Consider the following 13816-nt stretch of genomic DNA (forward strand, 5'->3'; position numbering starts at 1 on the left):
AGCGACAATAACGGCCAGGCCCGCGCCGGGGCGGGGCCGGGCGCGAACAGCGGACCGGGACCGGCTCCACCGGCCACCCCGGACAGCGGGCCCCTGGACAGCGGACCCCCGGCCGCCGGGATCCCGGCCCTCGCCGTCAGCCGACCCACCGAGCCGGCACGGCCGGTGCGTCGGCCGGGCTGCCCGGTCTGGTCCCCCTGCCATGGTGCGTGGTGGTCTCGTTCACGGCGGCAGCCCAGATCCTGGATGAACCGGGCGCACGCGGGCGCTGGGACAATCGACCGGTCAGGGTCTTCCCCCATCAGGTCGCTGAAAGTGCGGTCGACGAATCGTCGGGCTCACAGCTACAGATGCGCGAGCAGGCGGTCCAGCGGACGCGGCACGCGGGTGAGGTCCAAGGCATCGACAAGGGATCGTGCGTACTGGCTCTTCCGGCCGCTGATGGTGCACATGAAGCGCCGCAACTGCCGCTCCACGCTCCGCTCCCGCTGGGCGGGCTGTTTCTGGAAGATATGGAACGCCCGCAGGTCGCCCTGTTCCTCGACGACCTGTTGCACCGGGACGGCACCGAGAGTGCGGATCAACTCCTCCTCCAGGTCTGCGTCACACACGTAGAAACCGAGCGGCTCCATGTCGGCGCGGGAGAGGTCACGGCCGAGACCCGACCGTTCCAGGGCGCGTGCGAAGTGGCTTTCCTCTCCGGCGTCGCACAGGCCCGCCAGTCCGACGTCGAGCCCCTGAGGACCGAGGAGATTCAGGAATCTGCCAATGCTGGTCGCGCCTCCGAGCGGGATGACCGGAATACCCTCCGCGCCCAGGGAACGGCCGTGCCGGGCGGCCAGGGCTTCGAGCGCGACCTGGTCGCTTACGCCTTCCACGAGTACGGCCGTACGCACAACGCCGCGGGCAGCCAGTTCGCGTGCGGCCCCGGCGGCCGCTGGAGCCCCCGCACCGCCCGCTGCCCACTCGATGACCGCCCCACGGAACCGCTCTATCGCATCCATGCGCACAGTTTCCCAGCCGAAGCCGACGGACCGCGACAACCGCCTCGCGCAAACACCTCACGCGTTCCGCCCAGGTGCCGCCCACCTTCCCGGGCCTACGGGCACTCGCAGCCAGGCAGCGGTGCGCAAGCCTCGCCGAAAGCGTTTTCCCACCACGCCGAAAGCATTTTCCCATCACCTCGCCCTGGAATACGGCTCTTTCGCCCGTACGGCTTCCGCCGCGCGTTCAGTCCGCCCGCCATCGGCCCGGTACGGGCGGCGGCAGCGTGGCCAGGCAGCGGTAGACGGCGTCACCGCGGAAGGCATAGCGCTGCTCGGTCTCCGCGGTGAGCCTGACGCCGAGCCCCGGTGCCTGCGGGGCGAGCAGATGGCCCGCCTCGATACGGAACGGCTCGACCAGGAGTTCGGACCGCAGGGCGTACGCGGGCAGGGGCCACTCGGCCAGCCTGCCGCCGCCGGCGAACGCGGCGTGATAGTTGGCCGCCTGGCACACCGCGCTGCCCCAGCAGTGGACGACCGTCTCGACGCCGTGTTCCCCGGCGGCCGCGAAGACGGCCAGCGTCTGCCGCAGCCCGCCGACGACCGTGGCGTCCGGCTGCACCATGTCGTAGTACCCCGAGGCCATGCGCCCCAGCAACTCCCGCGCCGTGGTGACGGTCTCCCCGCCCGCCACCGGGCAACCGGCCGCCCGTCGCAGAGCGGGGTACTCATGGGTACGGGCAGGGCCCAGCGGCTCCTCCAGGAATCGCAACGGCTGTTGAGTACCGGCCTTCACCGCGTCGAGGAACGCCAGCGCGTCCGCCGCCGACTGACCGGGGTCATCGAGGTTCTGGGCCATGTCGACGGCGATGCCGACGCCGTGCGGGGCCGCCTGGTCCAGCGTCCACACCGCCTTGTCCGCCTCGTGACCCCGCGCCCTGATCTTGAAGGTGCTGATCCCGAGGGCGGCGACAGCGGCGATCTCGTCCCTCATCGCCGCCGGGGACGTCGAGTCGCCCCCGCTGGCGTAGAGCCGGATCCGGTCCGTACGACGGCCGCCCAGCAGCTCGTACGCCGGTACGCCGGCCCGTTTGCCGAGGGCGTCGGCCAGGGCCGCTTCCACAGCGGAGATGACATGGCGGGCCGCCCCCTGAAGACTCCAGTACCCCGTGACGAGCACCATGTCCCGGTAGCGTTCCGCCAGGTCCGCGGCCGGTCGTCCGAGCAGGTAGGGGGTCAGCAGGTCGACCGTCGACACGAAGACGTGCGGTGCGAACACGGCGAGATAGCCCTCGCCGAGACCGGTCGTCCCGTCGTCCAGGGTCACCTCGACCAGACCCGTCGTGCGCCACCCCGTGGGCAGCGCGACGCGCACCTCCAGATTCTCCGGATCGGCGTACGGGGCGCTGAGCAGGACCGGCCGCACCGCCGCGATACGTACCCCGCCGTCGGCGAGCGCGGCGAGGTGCGCGGAAGCAGGTTCGGGCATGTCGGTCACGTCCTCAGAATCCTCTGGACCACTGCACGGTGTTGCGCAGTGGGGAACCGCTCCGGAACCGGATCAGGTTGTCGGCGAACACCTCGACGACCCGCGATCCCTCGTCCGTCGAACCGCCCGCGGTGTGCTGCGTGAGAATGACGTTCGGGCAGGTCCACAGGGGGTGCCCCGCAGGCAGCGGCTCCTGCGCCGTCACGTCCAGCACCGCTCCGCCGAGCCGCCCGGAGGACAGATCGGACACCAGCGCCTCCTCGTCCACCAGCGACCCCCGGCCGGCGTTCACCAGCACTGCCCCCGGCCGCAGCATCGCCAGCCGTCGCGCGTCGAGCAGCCCACTCGTCCCGGGAGTCCCGGGCAACAGCGCCACCACCACGTCGAAGCCGGGCAGCCGCTCGTCGAGTTCCGCGAGGGTACGGATGTCGCCCGAGCCACGCGCGAAGTGCGACACCGGGCAGCCGAACGGTCCCAGCAGTTCGGCGAACCTCCTGGCGATGGAGCCCCGGCCCAGCACCAGGACCCGCGCCCCGGACAGCAGGCGCAGCCGAGGCCGGACTGCGGACTTCGCCCAGGTGCTGTGCGAGCGCAGCCTGGTCAACTCGTCGACGCCGCGGTACAGGGCCAGGACGCCCGCGAGGCACGACTCGGCCACCGGGTCGGCGAAGATGTCGCCCAGGTTGGTGACGGTCAGCCGACGCCCGAGGACCGGCCAGTCGAGGGCGAGATAGCCGTCGATCCCGACCGAGGCGAGCTGCAGCCACCGGAGCCTGGAGGCTTCGGCCACCAGGGCCGCCCCGGGGTTGCCGAGCGCGATGTCGGCGTCGGCGAGCGCGCGGGCATCCGCCGCGGAGGCGGTCCCCGGTTCGGCGAACCACACGGGCCCGGAAGCGAGACCGCTCAGGCGGGCACGGCCGGAATCGTCGAGCGGCAGTTCCACGTACAGGGCGAGGCTGTCCTTGTTCGCGTTCACCACGGGTGCTCCGCGAGGTACTCGGCGATCCGCACGCGGTCCCAGGCCCCGTCCGCGACAGTGACCCGGTAGCGGCGCGACAGGGTGTCGCCCGGGGCGAGTTCCAGTTCGTCGTAGAAGGCGAAGGACGGCGCGACCGCCGCGAAGGGCTCGTTGCGGACGAACCAGTGCGAGGGGTGGGTGCCGTGCTCCCCCGCGTGATCGTTCTCCGGGGCGTGCTGGAAGATCAGTGTGGCGTGCCCGTCGGCGCCGTCATGCTCACCGCTGCAGGCGAGCCAGGGTGCCCGCGTTCCCATCAGTTCGGGGCCCGCACCGTCCGGCCCGAGGATCTGCCCGCCCCGGAACGCGCGCGGCCCGCGCCAGAAGAGACCGGTGTAGCCCGCCGCCTCCCGGCCGTGTGTCGTGGGGCTGCCGAAGCACAGCGGCTCCGTACGCCGATTGGTGATCGCGCTCGCCCAGGTCAGCGTCCAACTGCCGCCGCCACTCGCCATGCCGGTGCCGGAACCGGCATGTTCCACGTCGTGGAGTTCGATGCGCCGGCGCTCGTCCGCCCAGTGCGTACCGTCGTGGTGATGCCATGTCAGCCGCTCCGCGATGACCGCGCGTCCGTCCTCCGCCGACACCTCGTCGAACCCGACGTGTGCCATCGATCCGACGCGTTCGGGCAGCGGCTGGTAATCCTGGCCGTGTACATAGGTGTTGCCTCCCCACAGGTTCTGCCCGGAGAGATGGGAGGCGGTCATCTGGATGCCCTTGTGCCAGCGGTGATCGTTGGGCCGGTAATCCGTGACAACGTTATCAGCGAGCGTGCGCAGGGGATGGATGTACGGCTTCGGGGCCTCCCAGGCCGCTTCCGGGCGGTATACGTAGCTGATCAGATCGATGCCGCCCCGCTCCTCCGTGACGGTGATCCGGTCACCGTGGACGTGGGTGATGCCCAGTGGACTGCTCATGTGCCCGTAGTCTCCCGTAAGGCTGGAAAGCGCTTACCAGAAGCTAAGCCCTTCATCGGGCGGGCGTCAACAGGAAGCCGAACGGCCGGAAGCGGGTGGCCTTTTCGCGGCTGTCGACGCGTGGCCCGTCCGCCACCGAGTACGGCGCCCCGGGTCGCGTGCCCGGTCTCCCCGGGTCGCGTGCCCGGTCCTCCCGGGTCCCGTGCCCGGCCTTCCCGGTCAGGCACCGGCCGACGGGACACGGAGGACAGATCCGACTGCCCCGCAAGCCCGCCTCACCCGGGGCGTCGTGGCCCTGAGCCGCTCGGCACGGTGCGCCCGAGCGCCCGTCGTGGCGAATCCGATGTCACGTGGGCGCGCCCGGTCAGGTGACTCGGTACAGCCGTACACCTGCCTCCGTCCGCCGGAGGACACACGCTCAGCCTGCGGCGGACTCGCCGACGGTGTTCTCCCGCCGGTCGTACTCTCGGCCGCTACGGTGATCCGATGGTCACCGTGAACGCGAATGAGGTCGCCCTGGGCGTCGAGTCCTTCGGCGACAGCGACGCACCACTCGTCCTGCTCGCGGGCGGGACGACGATGCTCTCCTGGCCCGACGCGCTCTGCGAGCGACTCGCCGATGGTGGGCGACGCGTGGTGCGTTACGACCTGCGCGACAGTGGCGAGTCGACGACAGCGGACCCGGAGGCGCCCGCCTACACCCTGCGCGACCTCGCCGCCGACGCCGCTGCCCTGGCCGATGCGCTCGGCGGCGGGCCCGCGCACCTCGCGGGGATCGGCGTCGGTGGAATGGTCGCCCAGGTAGCCGCGCTCGACCACCCGGGCGCGTTCTCGGCACTCACCCTGGTCGGCACCCGCCCGGTCGCGCCGGGCCCGCCCGACGACGACCTCCCCGATCACGACCGGGCCACGATGAGCCGGCTGTTCGCGCATGCGATGCCCGACTGGACCGACCGCGAGGCGGTGGCTGAGTTCGCCGCCGCCGGCGCGGAGATCCTCGGCGACGACCCCGACGCCGCTCGCACGACCGCCGCACGCGTCTGGGACCGCACGCCCGGCACCACGCCCCCGGTCCAGATGGCCAACCAACTGGGCATGGCGTTCTCCAGGCTCGACTGCGGACCCCGTTGGCGCGAGCGCCTGTCCGGGATCGGTGTTCCCACGCTCGTCGTCCACGGTCGGCACGACCGTTTCTTCCCCGTCGGCAACGGGGAAGCGATCGCGCACGAGATCCCCGGGGCGCGGCTGCTCGTCCTCGACGAGGCGGCCACGGCGATCCCCGACACGGCGGCCGACGAGCTCGCCGAGGCGATGCTCGCGCTCGGCTAGCGGACGGCGCGTGCTGCGCGGTGCGGCCTGCGCGCAGCGGTGGGAGCCGGAGCCTCGACACCGCAGGCCGGACGAAGGCGGCCATCAACACGTCGGCTGTCCGGCCGATCCGGCACCCACGACCAGCGCACCCGGCGCGTCGTCCCCGGTGCGTCTCCCTCGGTTCGCCTCCCCCTCGCCGGCCGCAGGGTCAGTCCGCCGTACCCGGCTTGGTGCCCCAGATGTACAGCGCGTCGTCGATGTCCAGCAGGTCCCACAGCGCCGCCGCGTCCGCGAGCCGCAGGTTCACACAGCCCGCCGACCCGCCCCCGTCGAACAGGCCGGCGGGGCGCCCGTGCAGTGCCTGGCCGCCGTCGAAGAGCTGCGAATACGGCATGGGCGCGTTGTTGTAGATCGTGGACACGTGGTCGCGGTCCCGCCAATAGACGGCGTGCCAGCCGGTCCGGGTCTCCTCGTCGTCGCGCCCCGTACGGATCGGGACGGGGTCGAAGACGACACTGCTGCCCGTCTGCACCCACAGGAGCTGACGATCGAGATCGACGCACGTGCCGCGGTACGAGCGCTCGGGACAGTCCCCGGCCGCGTTGGGTTCGGCGCGGGCCTCGACGGCCGTCATCGTCCGGTAGGTGACGAGGTTGGCATAGCCGTCGGCGGGGGTGATCGACTGTGACCGCTGGAAGGTACGGATCGCCGCGCAGTCCTCGGGGGACTGCGCACCGTCGACGGTCAGCTTCAGATATTGCTCCATGGGCCGCTGGTAAGGGCCGGTGGAGGCCGCGCATGTCTCTGCCGCGACCGCCGGACCGGACCCGGCAGCGGACGGCGCCGTCGTGGCCGCCGCCGTTCCGGGGAGCGGGTCGGTAAGTCCCGCGCCCACCACGGCCAGCGCCGCGATCCGACGCCGCGCCGTACCACTGCGAAGGCCCTCGCGAGCGCGTCTGGTCCGTGCGTGCCCCCTCGGGACGCCCTCCCCCGTACCGCTGCGGCCCGGTCGCCCTTCATGGATGGCGCGCCCCCACGCCCGATGGCATCCGTAAGCTTCATGCCGACCTCCGTGCCTCGTGCGGCACACCCTTCGGCGGTGTCCGGCCGCCCGGACACACCGGGCGACCGTCGCCCCTGAACCCCACAGCTATCAGGAGCGGTCCGTCCGCGCTCCGTGGAGTTGAGCCGAACCGGTGAGGCCCCCGGGACGGCACGCGCTGAGCGCGGCCGTCCGGGGGCCTCACCGGTTCGGGGGCAACCGGGTCACTTGTACTTGCCGGGCTCTCCCCGCTTGTTCGCGACCTTGACCGTCACGGTCTCACCGGCGTTCTGCTCGGTGATCACGAACGGCCCGTTCACCGGGTCTCCCGGCAGGACGTAGCCCTCGGGTACGGCTGTTTCCAGCAGGTAGTACGTCCCGAGCGGCAGTTCGTCGAAGACGCACGATCCAACGCGGTCCGTGGAGCAGCCCGGACCGGTGCAGGTGTCCGGCGGCACGGTGCCGTTCGGCAGGGTCTGCAGACCCATGACCCCGTTGGACTCGCGCCACAGTTCGAAGACGGCCCCGGCGAGCGGCTTGCCGTTCTTCGCGTCGGTCTTGACGACCTTGATGGTCGACTCCTCGGGCGGGACCGAGGACTTGGTGTTCTCCGCGGTGACGGTGACGCCGTCGGACGCGTTCTCATCGGTCAGCACCAACGGCCCGAACACCGCAGGATCGGGCAGCTCGTACCCGGGCGGAGCCGCCGTCTCACGCCAGTAATACGAACCGGTCCCCACAGCCCTCGTGCACTCACCATCGGCCCCAGTCGTACAGGAACCACCGATCTGAGTGTCAGGAGTCCCACCGGAGGTCTGAAGACCGGTCACACCATTGGTCTCCTCCCACAACTCGAACACCGCACCCGCAAGAACCTCGCCGGTCACCGAGTCCGTCTTGACGACCGTTACCGGTGCTTGCGGTGTCGGGCCAGAGCAGTCCGGCAGGTCGCCGTCGAACGGGTAGGCGTGGAACTCCTGGCCTCCTCCTCCAGCAGGAGGGCTGGTGTGGGTGAGCGAACCAGTGGTGTAGAAACGACCGTTGACACCCGGCAGGGTGACGGTGACCTCCGAGGCGGGGTTACCGATCAGGACACTGCCCTGGAACTGACCGGTTCCGGCCAGGTTCACCGTCGTGGCGTCCGGGAAGTTCCACAGCAGACGCGGCCGGAGCTGGGTCAGCGGGTCGGTATCCGAGATTCCGCCGCTGAAAGTGCTGAGCGTACGGGTGGTTCCGAGGACGTTCACCAGGACAGTGGCACCCGCGGGAATGTCCTCGAAGACGAGGCCCTGCTGGGCGCCGGTACTCGTGGTCATGTCGAAGTCGACGTTGAAGACCTGGAGCGCCGAGGTGTTGTCGCCGGTGAAGAGGCTCTGGCCCCCCTGGTTGACAGCGGTGCCGGTGGCGGGCCGCTGTCCGCTCTCGGTGCGCGCGTAGCACTGGCTCGCCGTGGTGAACTGACCGCGAAGCGCGCTGTACGGTGCCGCGGCGTCCGGGTCGGCGACAACCGTGCCGGTGATGGTGCCGGTGGCGGTGCCCGCGTGCCGGACGACCCCGCCGTCGGCGAGCAGGCGCTGATCGGTGGCCACGGTGACATCGCCGCCCGTGGTGAGGAAGTCGGCGCCGGCCGGCGGAGGGACCCGCGAGCCGACGCCCACGATGCCGATGTTGTAGATCGCGCTGCCTGCGGCGCTCTTGTTCTGGTCGAAGTCGCCCAGAACGACGAGGCGGCCCTCGGCCTCGACGGCACGGTCACGGACGCGGTAGTCGCCGCCCGTGAAGATGTTGATGCCGTTGTCGCGGCCCATGATCGGGCCGTTGTTGATCGGCGGGTACGGGTCCGGGCAGTCACCTGGGACGCAGGGTCCGAGGCCGCCGGGGAGAGGAGCCGCGACGGCCGTTGTCGCCGTGCCGCCGAGGGCGATCACGGGGGCCGACGCGGCGGCGACCGCGTAGGCGAGACCGGCCGCCCAGGCACGGGGGCGTCTGGTGCGGCCCCGGCCGGACAGCTGGGTGAGGAGTTTCATACCTGGCGTTCTCGCACGCGCGCGTGGAGCGGTCCGTACGGAACACTCGCTCGGAACCGCTTGTCCCACCACAGATCACCCGACCGGACCGGTGGGTTCCGGGCGGCGGCGGGTCCGCGGCCGCCCGGAACTCCCCCGGTACGCGGTCGGCGCTCCCCGGTCCGCGGCTGTCCTCCCGCCGGCCGGCGACCGCGCTCCGGAGCTTCTCGGACAGGGCGCTCCGGAGACTTCTGGTTCGGCGGCCCCCTGCGCCACGGACGCGAGCGGTCCGGCCGCTGATACGGCGGCGGCCGGCGTCGATACGGCTCGGTGCCGGCTCAGCCGTTGCCGGCTTCCCGTGCCACGCGTTCCAGCCGGCTCCGGTGGGTCTCCCAGTACGCCTGGTCGCCCGGCGGGATGCTGTCGTTGCCGTTCACCCACCCGACTGCCCCGTCGATGAGTTCCCGCACGATGTCCGCGTGTCCGGCGTGCCGGCTGGCATCGGCGATCACTCGTACCAGGACATGGTGCAGTGTGGTCTCGCGTCGCTCCTCCGGCCACCACGGAACGTGTCCGATCGCGTCGAGCGCCAGCGTCTCGATCGTACGGTCCGAGTGCTCCCACGCCCGGCGGTAGAGCCCTACGATCTCTTCGCGGGACTCGTCCGCGGTCGCCCACATGTCGGCGTTGGCATCGGCGCCTTCCGTGTACCACCAGGGAGGCGGCTCCTCACTGAAGAACGGCCGGCCGAACGTATCGCCGAAGTACCCCAACTCCACACCCGCGCAGTGCTTGACCACTCCCAACAAGTTGGTGCCGGTAGGTGTCAGCGGGCGGCGGACGTCGTATTCCGAGAGCCCGTCGAGCTTCCACACCAGGGCTTCACGGGCTTCCTGCAGATAGCGGAGAAGGTCCGCCTTCGGGTTCGGTTCAATCATGCCGGGCAGTCTCGCATCCAGCACTGACAGTCGGCCGGCACGGGAATGCCGCCCTTCCCCTCCCCTGTTCGCCGATAAGGCAAGGCATGCCTGACTTCTTTCTATGCTGCCTTCATGGGCTTCTGGGAAGTGGCAAGGGTGGGCACGGGCTACGCGCTCCTGCTGGTGGCATTGTTCGCGGTCGTCGTCATTGGGGCTCTCCACGTCTCCCGGGACTCCTTGCTCCCGGACTACCCGCGGGCCATCCGCGAGAGATACGGGCCCCAGAGCGCCCGGGGCCGCCGGACGGCGGCAGCGGCCGGGCTGCTGAATCTTCTGGCCCTGATCGTGGTGCCGGTGATCGGCGTACTCGATCTGCGCGACCGGACGGAGGGCACACTCGGCTTCTGGCCTCCGTTCACCCTCGGCGCGGTCGGTTTCCTCGCCCTCACGCTCTTCGATCTGGTGGTCCTTGACTGGTGGTTGTTCTGCACCGTGCAGCCGCGCTTCATGGTGCTTCCCGGCACCGAAGGCATGCCCGAATACCGCGACTTCGCCTTTCATGTACGTGTGCTCGTTCCCCGTCCCGTGCCATGGCCCCTGATCGCCATACCGGGATACGGAGCGGCTGTGGGAACAGTGGCCTGTATCGCCGAAGCCCTCGTCGGTTGAGGAAGCGGACCGCCTGTGCCACCGCAGATGGCCCGGTCGGCCCCTCGGTCAGTCGGTCAGCCGGTCAGTCGGTCAGTCGGCCCCTCGGACAGGATGGGTGCGCGGGTGGATGAACACCAGGAGCCGCAGCGGACGTGCTGCGACTCCTGGCGTCCGCGGTCCTCAACACAGCGTCAGCGTGTGTCCGACGGATCCCGCGCCCCGGGCGCCCCTGCGGGGAACGGCTCGACCCCGACCACACGGCGTACGCGCGTCGGCTCGATCAGCACGATGACCCGCTGCTCGCCGGGCACGCGCCACTCGAATCGCTCGGTGCCGAGGTAGACGCGCGCCAGCATGTCCATGTTCCGGTCCGCCTCCGGGCCCTTCACGAACCGGACGGCACGGCCACGGATCTGTACCCGGTCAAACGGATCGGCGGCATCCGCATGGGAGAGGCACACGCGAGGGTCACCGCGCAGGTTGCGTTCCTTGATCCGGCCGATCGCGGTGTTGAACAGGAGCAGGTCCCCGTCCATGCCCACCCACATCGGGCTCACATGGGGCGCCCCGTCCGGGCTGACCGTTCCGACGTACCAGATGTGCGGCGCCTCGACCCTCAGGCGGATTTCGTTCGACAGTGCGACCATGCACCGACTTCTGCCCCGGAACGAGCCGACGGACACTCCCCGGTCATCTCCGTCACGACAGCCGCCCGCGCGGGAGCGCTGTCAGCGGACGACGTCGAAGACGTTCTTCTGCAGGCCGTTGGCGTACGCCTCGTGCTCGACGAGCTTCAGCTTCTGGGTGTCCTTGTCCGTGTCGCTGAACAGGCGCTTGCCCGCGCCGAGGAGCAGCGGGAACACGAGCAGGTGGTATCGGTCGATCAGCCCGGCGTCCGACAGGTTCCGGTTCAGGGTGGCGCTGCCGTGGACGATGATCGGGCCGCCCTCGGTCTCCTTCAACGCGGCGACCTCGTCGAGCGAGCGCAGGATGGTGGTCTCGCCCCAGTCCGCGACCAGGTCGTCCTCGGTGAGCGTGGTGGAGACCACGTACTTCGGCATCGCCTTGTATCCGGCGAAGTCCTCCATGCCCGGCCAGACCGGGCTGAACGCCTCGTAGCTGACCCGGCCCATCAACATCGCGGTGGCGTCCTCCTGCTCCTGGCCCTTGATGGCGAATGCCTCGGGGAGAAACTCCACGTCCTTGAAGGTCCAGCCCGCGTTCCGGTAGCCGGGCTCGCCGCCCGGGGCCTCCACGACGCCGTCGAGCGAGATGAAAGCGGTGCTGATCAGGGTGCGCATCAATGTCTCCCGGTGTTCTGTCTTGTTCTCGGCCGGTTCGGTCGGTGTGCTCCTCGGCCGGACCGGCAAGCGCGGCGTACTGAGTATTGCTGACTGAAAGACCGTCGGCCCTGGAGAAACTCATCGGCCGCCGCCCGCCTCCATGATGTCCCGTACGCACCGCCCCGGCCGTTCCCGTACCCACTGCCCTGCTGTTCCCCGCTCCGCGGCAGACGCGTAGCGTGACGCCATGACCAGCGGAAATCGACAGCGCAGCCGCGATGGTGCTCCCAAACGCGCCCATCTGACCAGCGGCAGCCACAGCGGGCCGAAGGACAAGCGCAAGGGGAAGGGCAAGACAGGCTACATCGATCCGCCCCAGCAGCAGAAGCAGGCGGCGGCGAAGCGCCAGTGGAAGGCGCTTTTCGCGCGCCTGGAGGACGTCAGGGCACGAGAGCGGGAACGGCAGCGGAACCGCGCCGCCGGGGAGTAGCCACCGGCGGCCGCCGACGCCTCCGCGCGCCCGTCACGGACGGGGCGGAACAGCACTCGGGCGGCCGCGTCGCCTCCCTCACCGCGGCCGGCCCGCTCTCAGCCCTTGAGGAAGTCCAGGAGGTCCTGGTTGAACTGCTCCTTGTCACCCGGGACGAGTGCGATGCCGTGGGAGCCGCCTTCGTAGACCTTGAGGGTCGCGCTCGGGATGAGCTTCGCGGTCTTGCGGCCGGTGGCGTCGATCGGTACGACCTGATCGTCATCGCCGTGCACCACGAGGGTGGGAATGTCGAACTTCTTGAGGTCCTCGTGGAAGTCCGTGTGCGCGAAGGCATCGACACAGGCCACGCCGCCCTCGATGGTCTCGGCCATGGCCATGTACCAGAAGGCGTCCCTGTTCCCCTCTGTGACCCTGTTGCCCGGACGGCCGGGGAGAAGAACCCTTCCGAGGCGTCCTTCCAGAACTGTGAGCGTTCCTTGAGGATGCCTTCCTTTATCCCGTCGAAAACGTCCTGCGGCACGCCCTCGGGGTTGTCGGGCCCCTTGAGCATCAGCGGGGTGATCGCGGACAGCAGGACCGCGGACCTGATCCGCCCGGTGCCGTGCCGTCCGATGTAGCGGGCCAGTTCGCCGCCGCCCATCGAATGGGCCACGAGTGTCACGTCGCGCAGATCGAGGGTGTTGATGAGGTCGTTGAGGTCATCGGCGAAGGTGTCGAAGTCGTAGCCTTCGTACACGGGGGTGGAGCGGCCGTGACCGCGCCGGTCGTGCGCGATGCCCCGGAAGCCGTTGTCGGCAACGTGCTTGAGCTGGTCCTGCCAGGCGTCGCCATTGAGCGGCCAGCCGTGGATGAAGACCACGGGGCGTCCCTTGCCCCAGTCCTTGTAGAAGATCCCGACACCGTCGCGTGTGGTCACCGTAGGCATGCGTCCGTCCTTTCGAAGGTTCGGGGCGGACCGGCACCGAGGGCCTTCGCACCGGGGCGGGGCGGGATCGGTCGGGGGAGCCTCCGGGTGGTACGCGCTCCGGGCCCCACAAGCCATGCTGAGGGCGGACCGCGCCACCGGCAACACGAGCCGCGCCGCCCACCCGCCTCCCGCCTCCCGCCTCCCACCGCACCGCAGACCGCCTGCGGGCGATGGCCATCTGCTCAGTCCGGTAGCAGTGGGTTTCCGGCCGTGCCCGTGGGCGCGAGAACCATTCGGCGGACGCTGCCCGATTCCGCGATCAGGACATCCGGAATCTCGGTCTCGTAGAAGCGAAGGTGACCGATGGCACCTGTCGATGCCGTTCGCGCCGCAAGCCATATGAGGAGGAGGCGAAGGTCCTCGAACTCATCGGGGTGCACCTCCTGACGGGCGAGCAGGGCCCATCCGCCTGGTCCGCGGCACAGGACACCGGTCAGGGCCCCGCCGATGTGCCGTGCCGGACCGGTCGACGACAACAACGGGTGCTCCCCCGCTTCCCCCGACCCGTCCGTCTCGCTGTCACTGTCGCTCTCTCCGCCCAAGTGCCAGCGCAGAATTGCCAGTTCGGCAGAAGACAGTGAGTCGGGCAGATCGAGGGCGAGCTGAAGCTCAAAGAGATCACTCATGCACGCAGGCTACGTCCGGGGGTGTGGGGTGCGTTCTCAGGAACGTGCCGACGGGCCGCGGGCCGCCGAACGGCGTCGGCCGACCGAGCGGGGGCTGCCGTGCGGGCCGCCGAAACCGC

Annotated in this window: 14 protein-coding genes and 1 pseudogene; 3 read left to right on the forward strand and 12 right to left on the reverse strand. The window is 70.3% G+C overall.

The features are described 5' to 3' along the window. Positions 1 to 344: 344 nt before the first annotated feature. The 4 genes from ACIGJO_RS12245 to ACIGJO_RS12260 all read right to left on the reverse strand — a co-directional run bounded on the left by ACIGJO_RS12245 (position 345) and on the right by ACIGJO_RS12260 (position 4401). Positions 345 to 1004: a TOPRIM nucleotidyl transferase/hydrolase domain-containing protein gene (locus ACIGJO_RS12245; RefSeq protein WP_399956001.1), complete on the reverse strand. Its 660-nt coding sequence runs from the start codon at positions 1002 to 1004 to the stop codon at positions 345 to 347. A gap of 226 nt (positions 1005 to 1230) precedes the next feature. Continuing rightward, entirely contained in the window at positions 1231 to 2472 is a 1242-nt protein-coding gene (locus ACIGJO_RS12250; RefSeq protein ID WP_399956004.1) for a mandelate racemase/muconate lactonizing enzyme family protein, read from the reverse strand. A 13-nt stretch (positions 2473 to 2485) separates the two neighbouring features. Beyond that, on the reverse strand, positions 2486 to 3451 hold the full coding sequence (locus tag ACIGJO_RS12255; protein WP_399956006.1) for a D-2-hydroxyacid dehydrogenase: 966 nt from the start codon (positions 3449 to 3451) through the stop codon (positions 2486 to 2488). After that, complete coding sequence (locus ACIGJO_RS12260; RefSeq protein ID WP_399956008.1) at positions 3445 to 4401, reverse strand: PmoA family protein; 957 nt, start codon at positions 4399 to 4401, stop codon at positions 3445 to 3447. Before ACIGJO_RS12260 ends, ACIGJO_RS12255 begins: the two co-directional genes overlap by 7 nt. A 486-nt stretch (positions 4402 to 4887) precedes the next feature. Between ACIGJO_RS12260 and ACIGJO_RS12265 the strand changes: the two genes are divergently transcribed. Then, entirely contained in the window at positions 4888 to 5730 is an 843-nt protein-coding gene (locus ACIGJO_RS12265; protein WP_399956010.1) for an alpha/beta fold hydrolase, read from the forward strand. 190 nt (positions 5731 to 5920) lie between these two features. On the opposite strand, the gene ACIGJO_RS12270 is transcribed toward ACIGJO_RS12265, so the two are convergent. The 3 genes from ACIGJO_RS12270 to ACIGJO_RS12280 form a co-directional block, all read right to left on the reverse strand. After that, positions 5921 to 6607, reverse strand: coding sequence for a L,D-transpeptidase (locus ACIGJO_RS12270; RefSeq protein ID WP_399956012.1), 687 nt, complete (start codon positions 6605 to 6607; stop codon positions 5921 to 5923). 371 nt (positions 6608 to 6978) lie between these two features. Continuing rightward, complete coding sequence (locus ACIGJO_RS12275) at positions 6979 to 8781, reverse strand: choice-of-anchor A family protein (protein ID WP_399956014.1); 1803 nt, start codon at positions 8779 to 8781, stop codon at positions 6979 to 6981. A 317-nt stretch (positions 8782 to 9098) separates the two neighbouring features. Continuing rightward, positions 9099 to 9698 (reverse strand): DinB family protein, encoded by a 600-nt coding sequence (locus tag ACIGJO_RS12280; RefSeq protein WP_399956016.1) that lies wholly within the window; start codon positions 9696 to 9698, stop codon positions 9099 to 9101. Between the two features lie 114 nt (positions 9699 to 9812). Here ACIGJO_RS12280 and ACIGJO_RS12285 point away from each other — a divergent pair, with 114 nt between their 5' ends. After that, a complete protein-coding gene (locus ACIGJO_RS12285; RefSeq protein ID WP_399956019.1) occupies positions 9813 to 10349 on the forward strand; it encodes a hypothetical protein in 537 nt (178 codons plus the stop codon). A 173-nt stretch (positions 10350 to 10522) separates the two neighbouring features. Here the strand turns inward: ACIGJO_RS12285 and ACIGJO_RS12290 are convergent, their stop codons facing one another. Next, a complete protein-coding gene (locus tag ACIGJO_RS12290; protein WP_399956022.1) occupies positions 10523 to 10978 on the reverse strand; it encodes a TIGR03618 family F420-dependent PPOX class oxidoreductase in 456 nt (151 codons plus the stop codon). 81 nt (positions 10979 to 11059) lie between these two features. Then, complete coding sequence (locus ACIGJO_RS12295; protein ID WP_399956026.1) at positions 11060 to 11632, reverse strand: dihydrofolate reductase family protein; 573 nt, start codon at positions 11630 to 11632, stop codon at positions 11060 to 11062. Positions 11633 to 11861: 229 nt separating this feature from the next. Between ACIGJO_RS12295 and ACIGJO_RS12300 the strand changes: the two genes are divergently transcribed. Then, complete coding sequence (locus ACIGJO_RS12300) at positions 11862 to 12104, forward strand: hypothetical protein (RefSeq protein ID WP_399956029.1); 243 nt, start codon at positions 11862 to 11864, stop codon at positions 12102 to 12104. Positions 12105 to 12202: 98 nt separating this feature from the next. On the opposite strand, the gene ACIGJO_RS12305 is transcribed toward ACIGJO_RS12300, so the two are convergent. The 3 genes and pseudogenes from ACIGJO_RS12305 to ACIGJO_RS12315 form a co-directional block, all read right to left on the reverse strand. Further along, a complete protein-coding gene (locus ACIGJO_RS12305; protein WP_399956031.1) occupies positions 12203 to 12475 on the reverse strand; it encodes an alpha/beta fold hydrolase in 273 nt (90 codons plus the stop codon). Between the two features lie 17 nt (positions 12476 to 12492). Further along, positions 12493 to 13146 (reverse strand): annotated as a pseudogene (locus ACIGJO_RS12310) (alpha/beta fold hydrolase); the annotation flags it as partial. Positions 13147 to 13253: 107 nt separating this feature from the next. After that, positions 13254 to 13697 (reverse strand): hypothetical protein, encoded by a 444-nt coding sequence (locus tag ACIGJO_RS12315; RefSeq protein ID WP_399956035.1) that lies wholly within the window; start codon positions 13695 to 13697, stop codon positions 13254 to 13256. Between the last annotated feature and the right edge of the window lie 119 nt (positions 13698 to 13816).

The organism is Streptomyces sp. NPDC079020, assembly GCF_044542225.1.
In the GTDB taxonomy this organism is placed as follows: domain Bacteria; phylum Actinomycetota; class Actinomycetes; order Streptomycetales; family Streptomycetaceae; genus Streptomyces.

Bases quoted from the DNA above. Each gene is read 5' to 3' on its own strand.
- ACIGJO_RS12280 (WP_399956016.1), bottom strand. From the start codon at position 9,698: ATGATTGAACCGAACCCGAAGGCGGACCTTCTCCGCTATCTGCAGGAA.
- ACIGJO_RS12305 (WP_399956031.1), bottom strand. From the start codon at position 12,475: ATGGCCGAGACCATCGAGGGCGGCGTGGCCTGTGTCGATGCCTTCGCG.
- ACIGJO_RS12250 (WP_399956004.1), bottom strand. From the start codon at position 2,472: ATGCCCGAACCTGCTTCCGCGCACCTCGCCGCGCTCGCCGACGGCGGG.
- ACIGJO_RS12285 (WP_399956019.1), top strand. From the start codon at position 9,813: ATGGGCTTCTGGGAAGTGGCAAGGGTGGGCACGGGCTACGCGCTCCTG.
- ACIGJO_RS12275 (WP_399956014.1), bottom strand. From the start codon at position 8,781: ATGAAACTCCTCACCCAGCTGTCCGGCCGGGGCCGCACCAGACGCCCC.
- ACIGJO_RS12265 (WP_399956010.1), top strand. From the start codon at position 4,888: ATGGTCACCGTGAACGCGAATGAGGTCGCCCTGGGCGTCGAGTCCTTC.
- ACIGJO_RS12290 (WP_399956022.1), bottom strand. From the start codon at position 10,978: ATGGTCGCACTGTCGAACGAAATCCGCCTGAGGGTCGAGGCGCCGCAC.
- ACIGJO_RS12245 (WP_399956001.1), bottom strand. From the start codon at position 1,004: ATGGATGCGATAGAGCGGTTCCGTGGGGCGGTCATCGAGTGGGCAGCG.
- ACIGJO_RS12260 (WP_399956008.1), bottom strand. From the start codon at position 4,401: ATGAGCAGTCCACTGGGCATCACCCACGTCCACGGTGACCGGATCACC.
- ACIGJO_RS12315 (WP_399956035.1), bottom strand. From the start codon at position 13,697: ATGAGTGATCTCTTTGAGCTTCAGCTCGCCCTCGATCTGCCCGACTCA.
- ACIGJO_RS12295 (WP_399956026.1), bottom strand. From the start codon at position 11,632: ATGCGCACCCTGATCAGCACCGCTTTCATCTCGCTCGACGGCGTCGTG.
- ACIGJO_RS12300 (WP_399956029.1), top strand. From the start codon at position 11,862: ATGACCAGCGGAAATCGACAGCGCAGCCGCGATGGTGCTCCCAAACGC.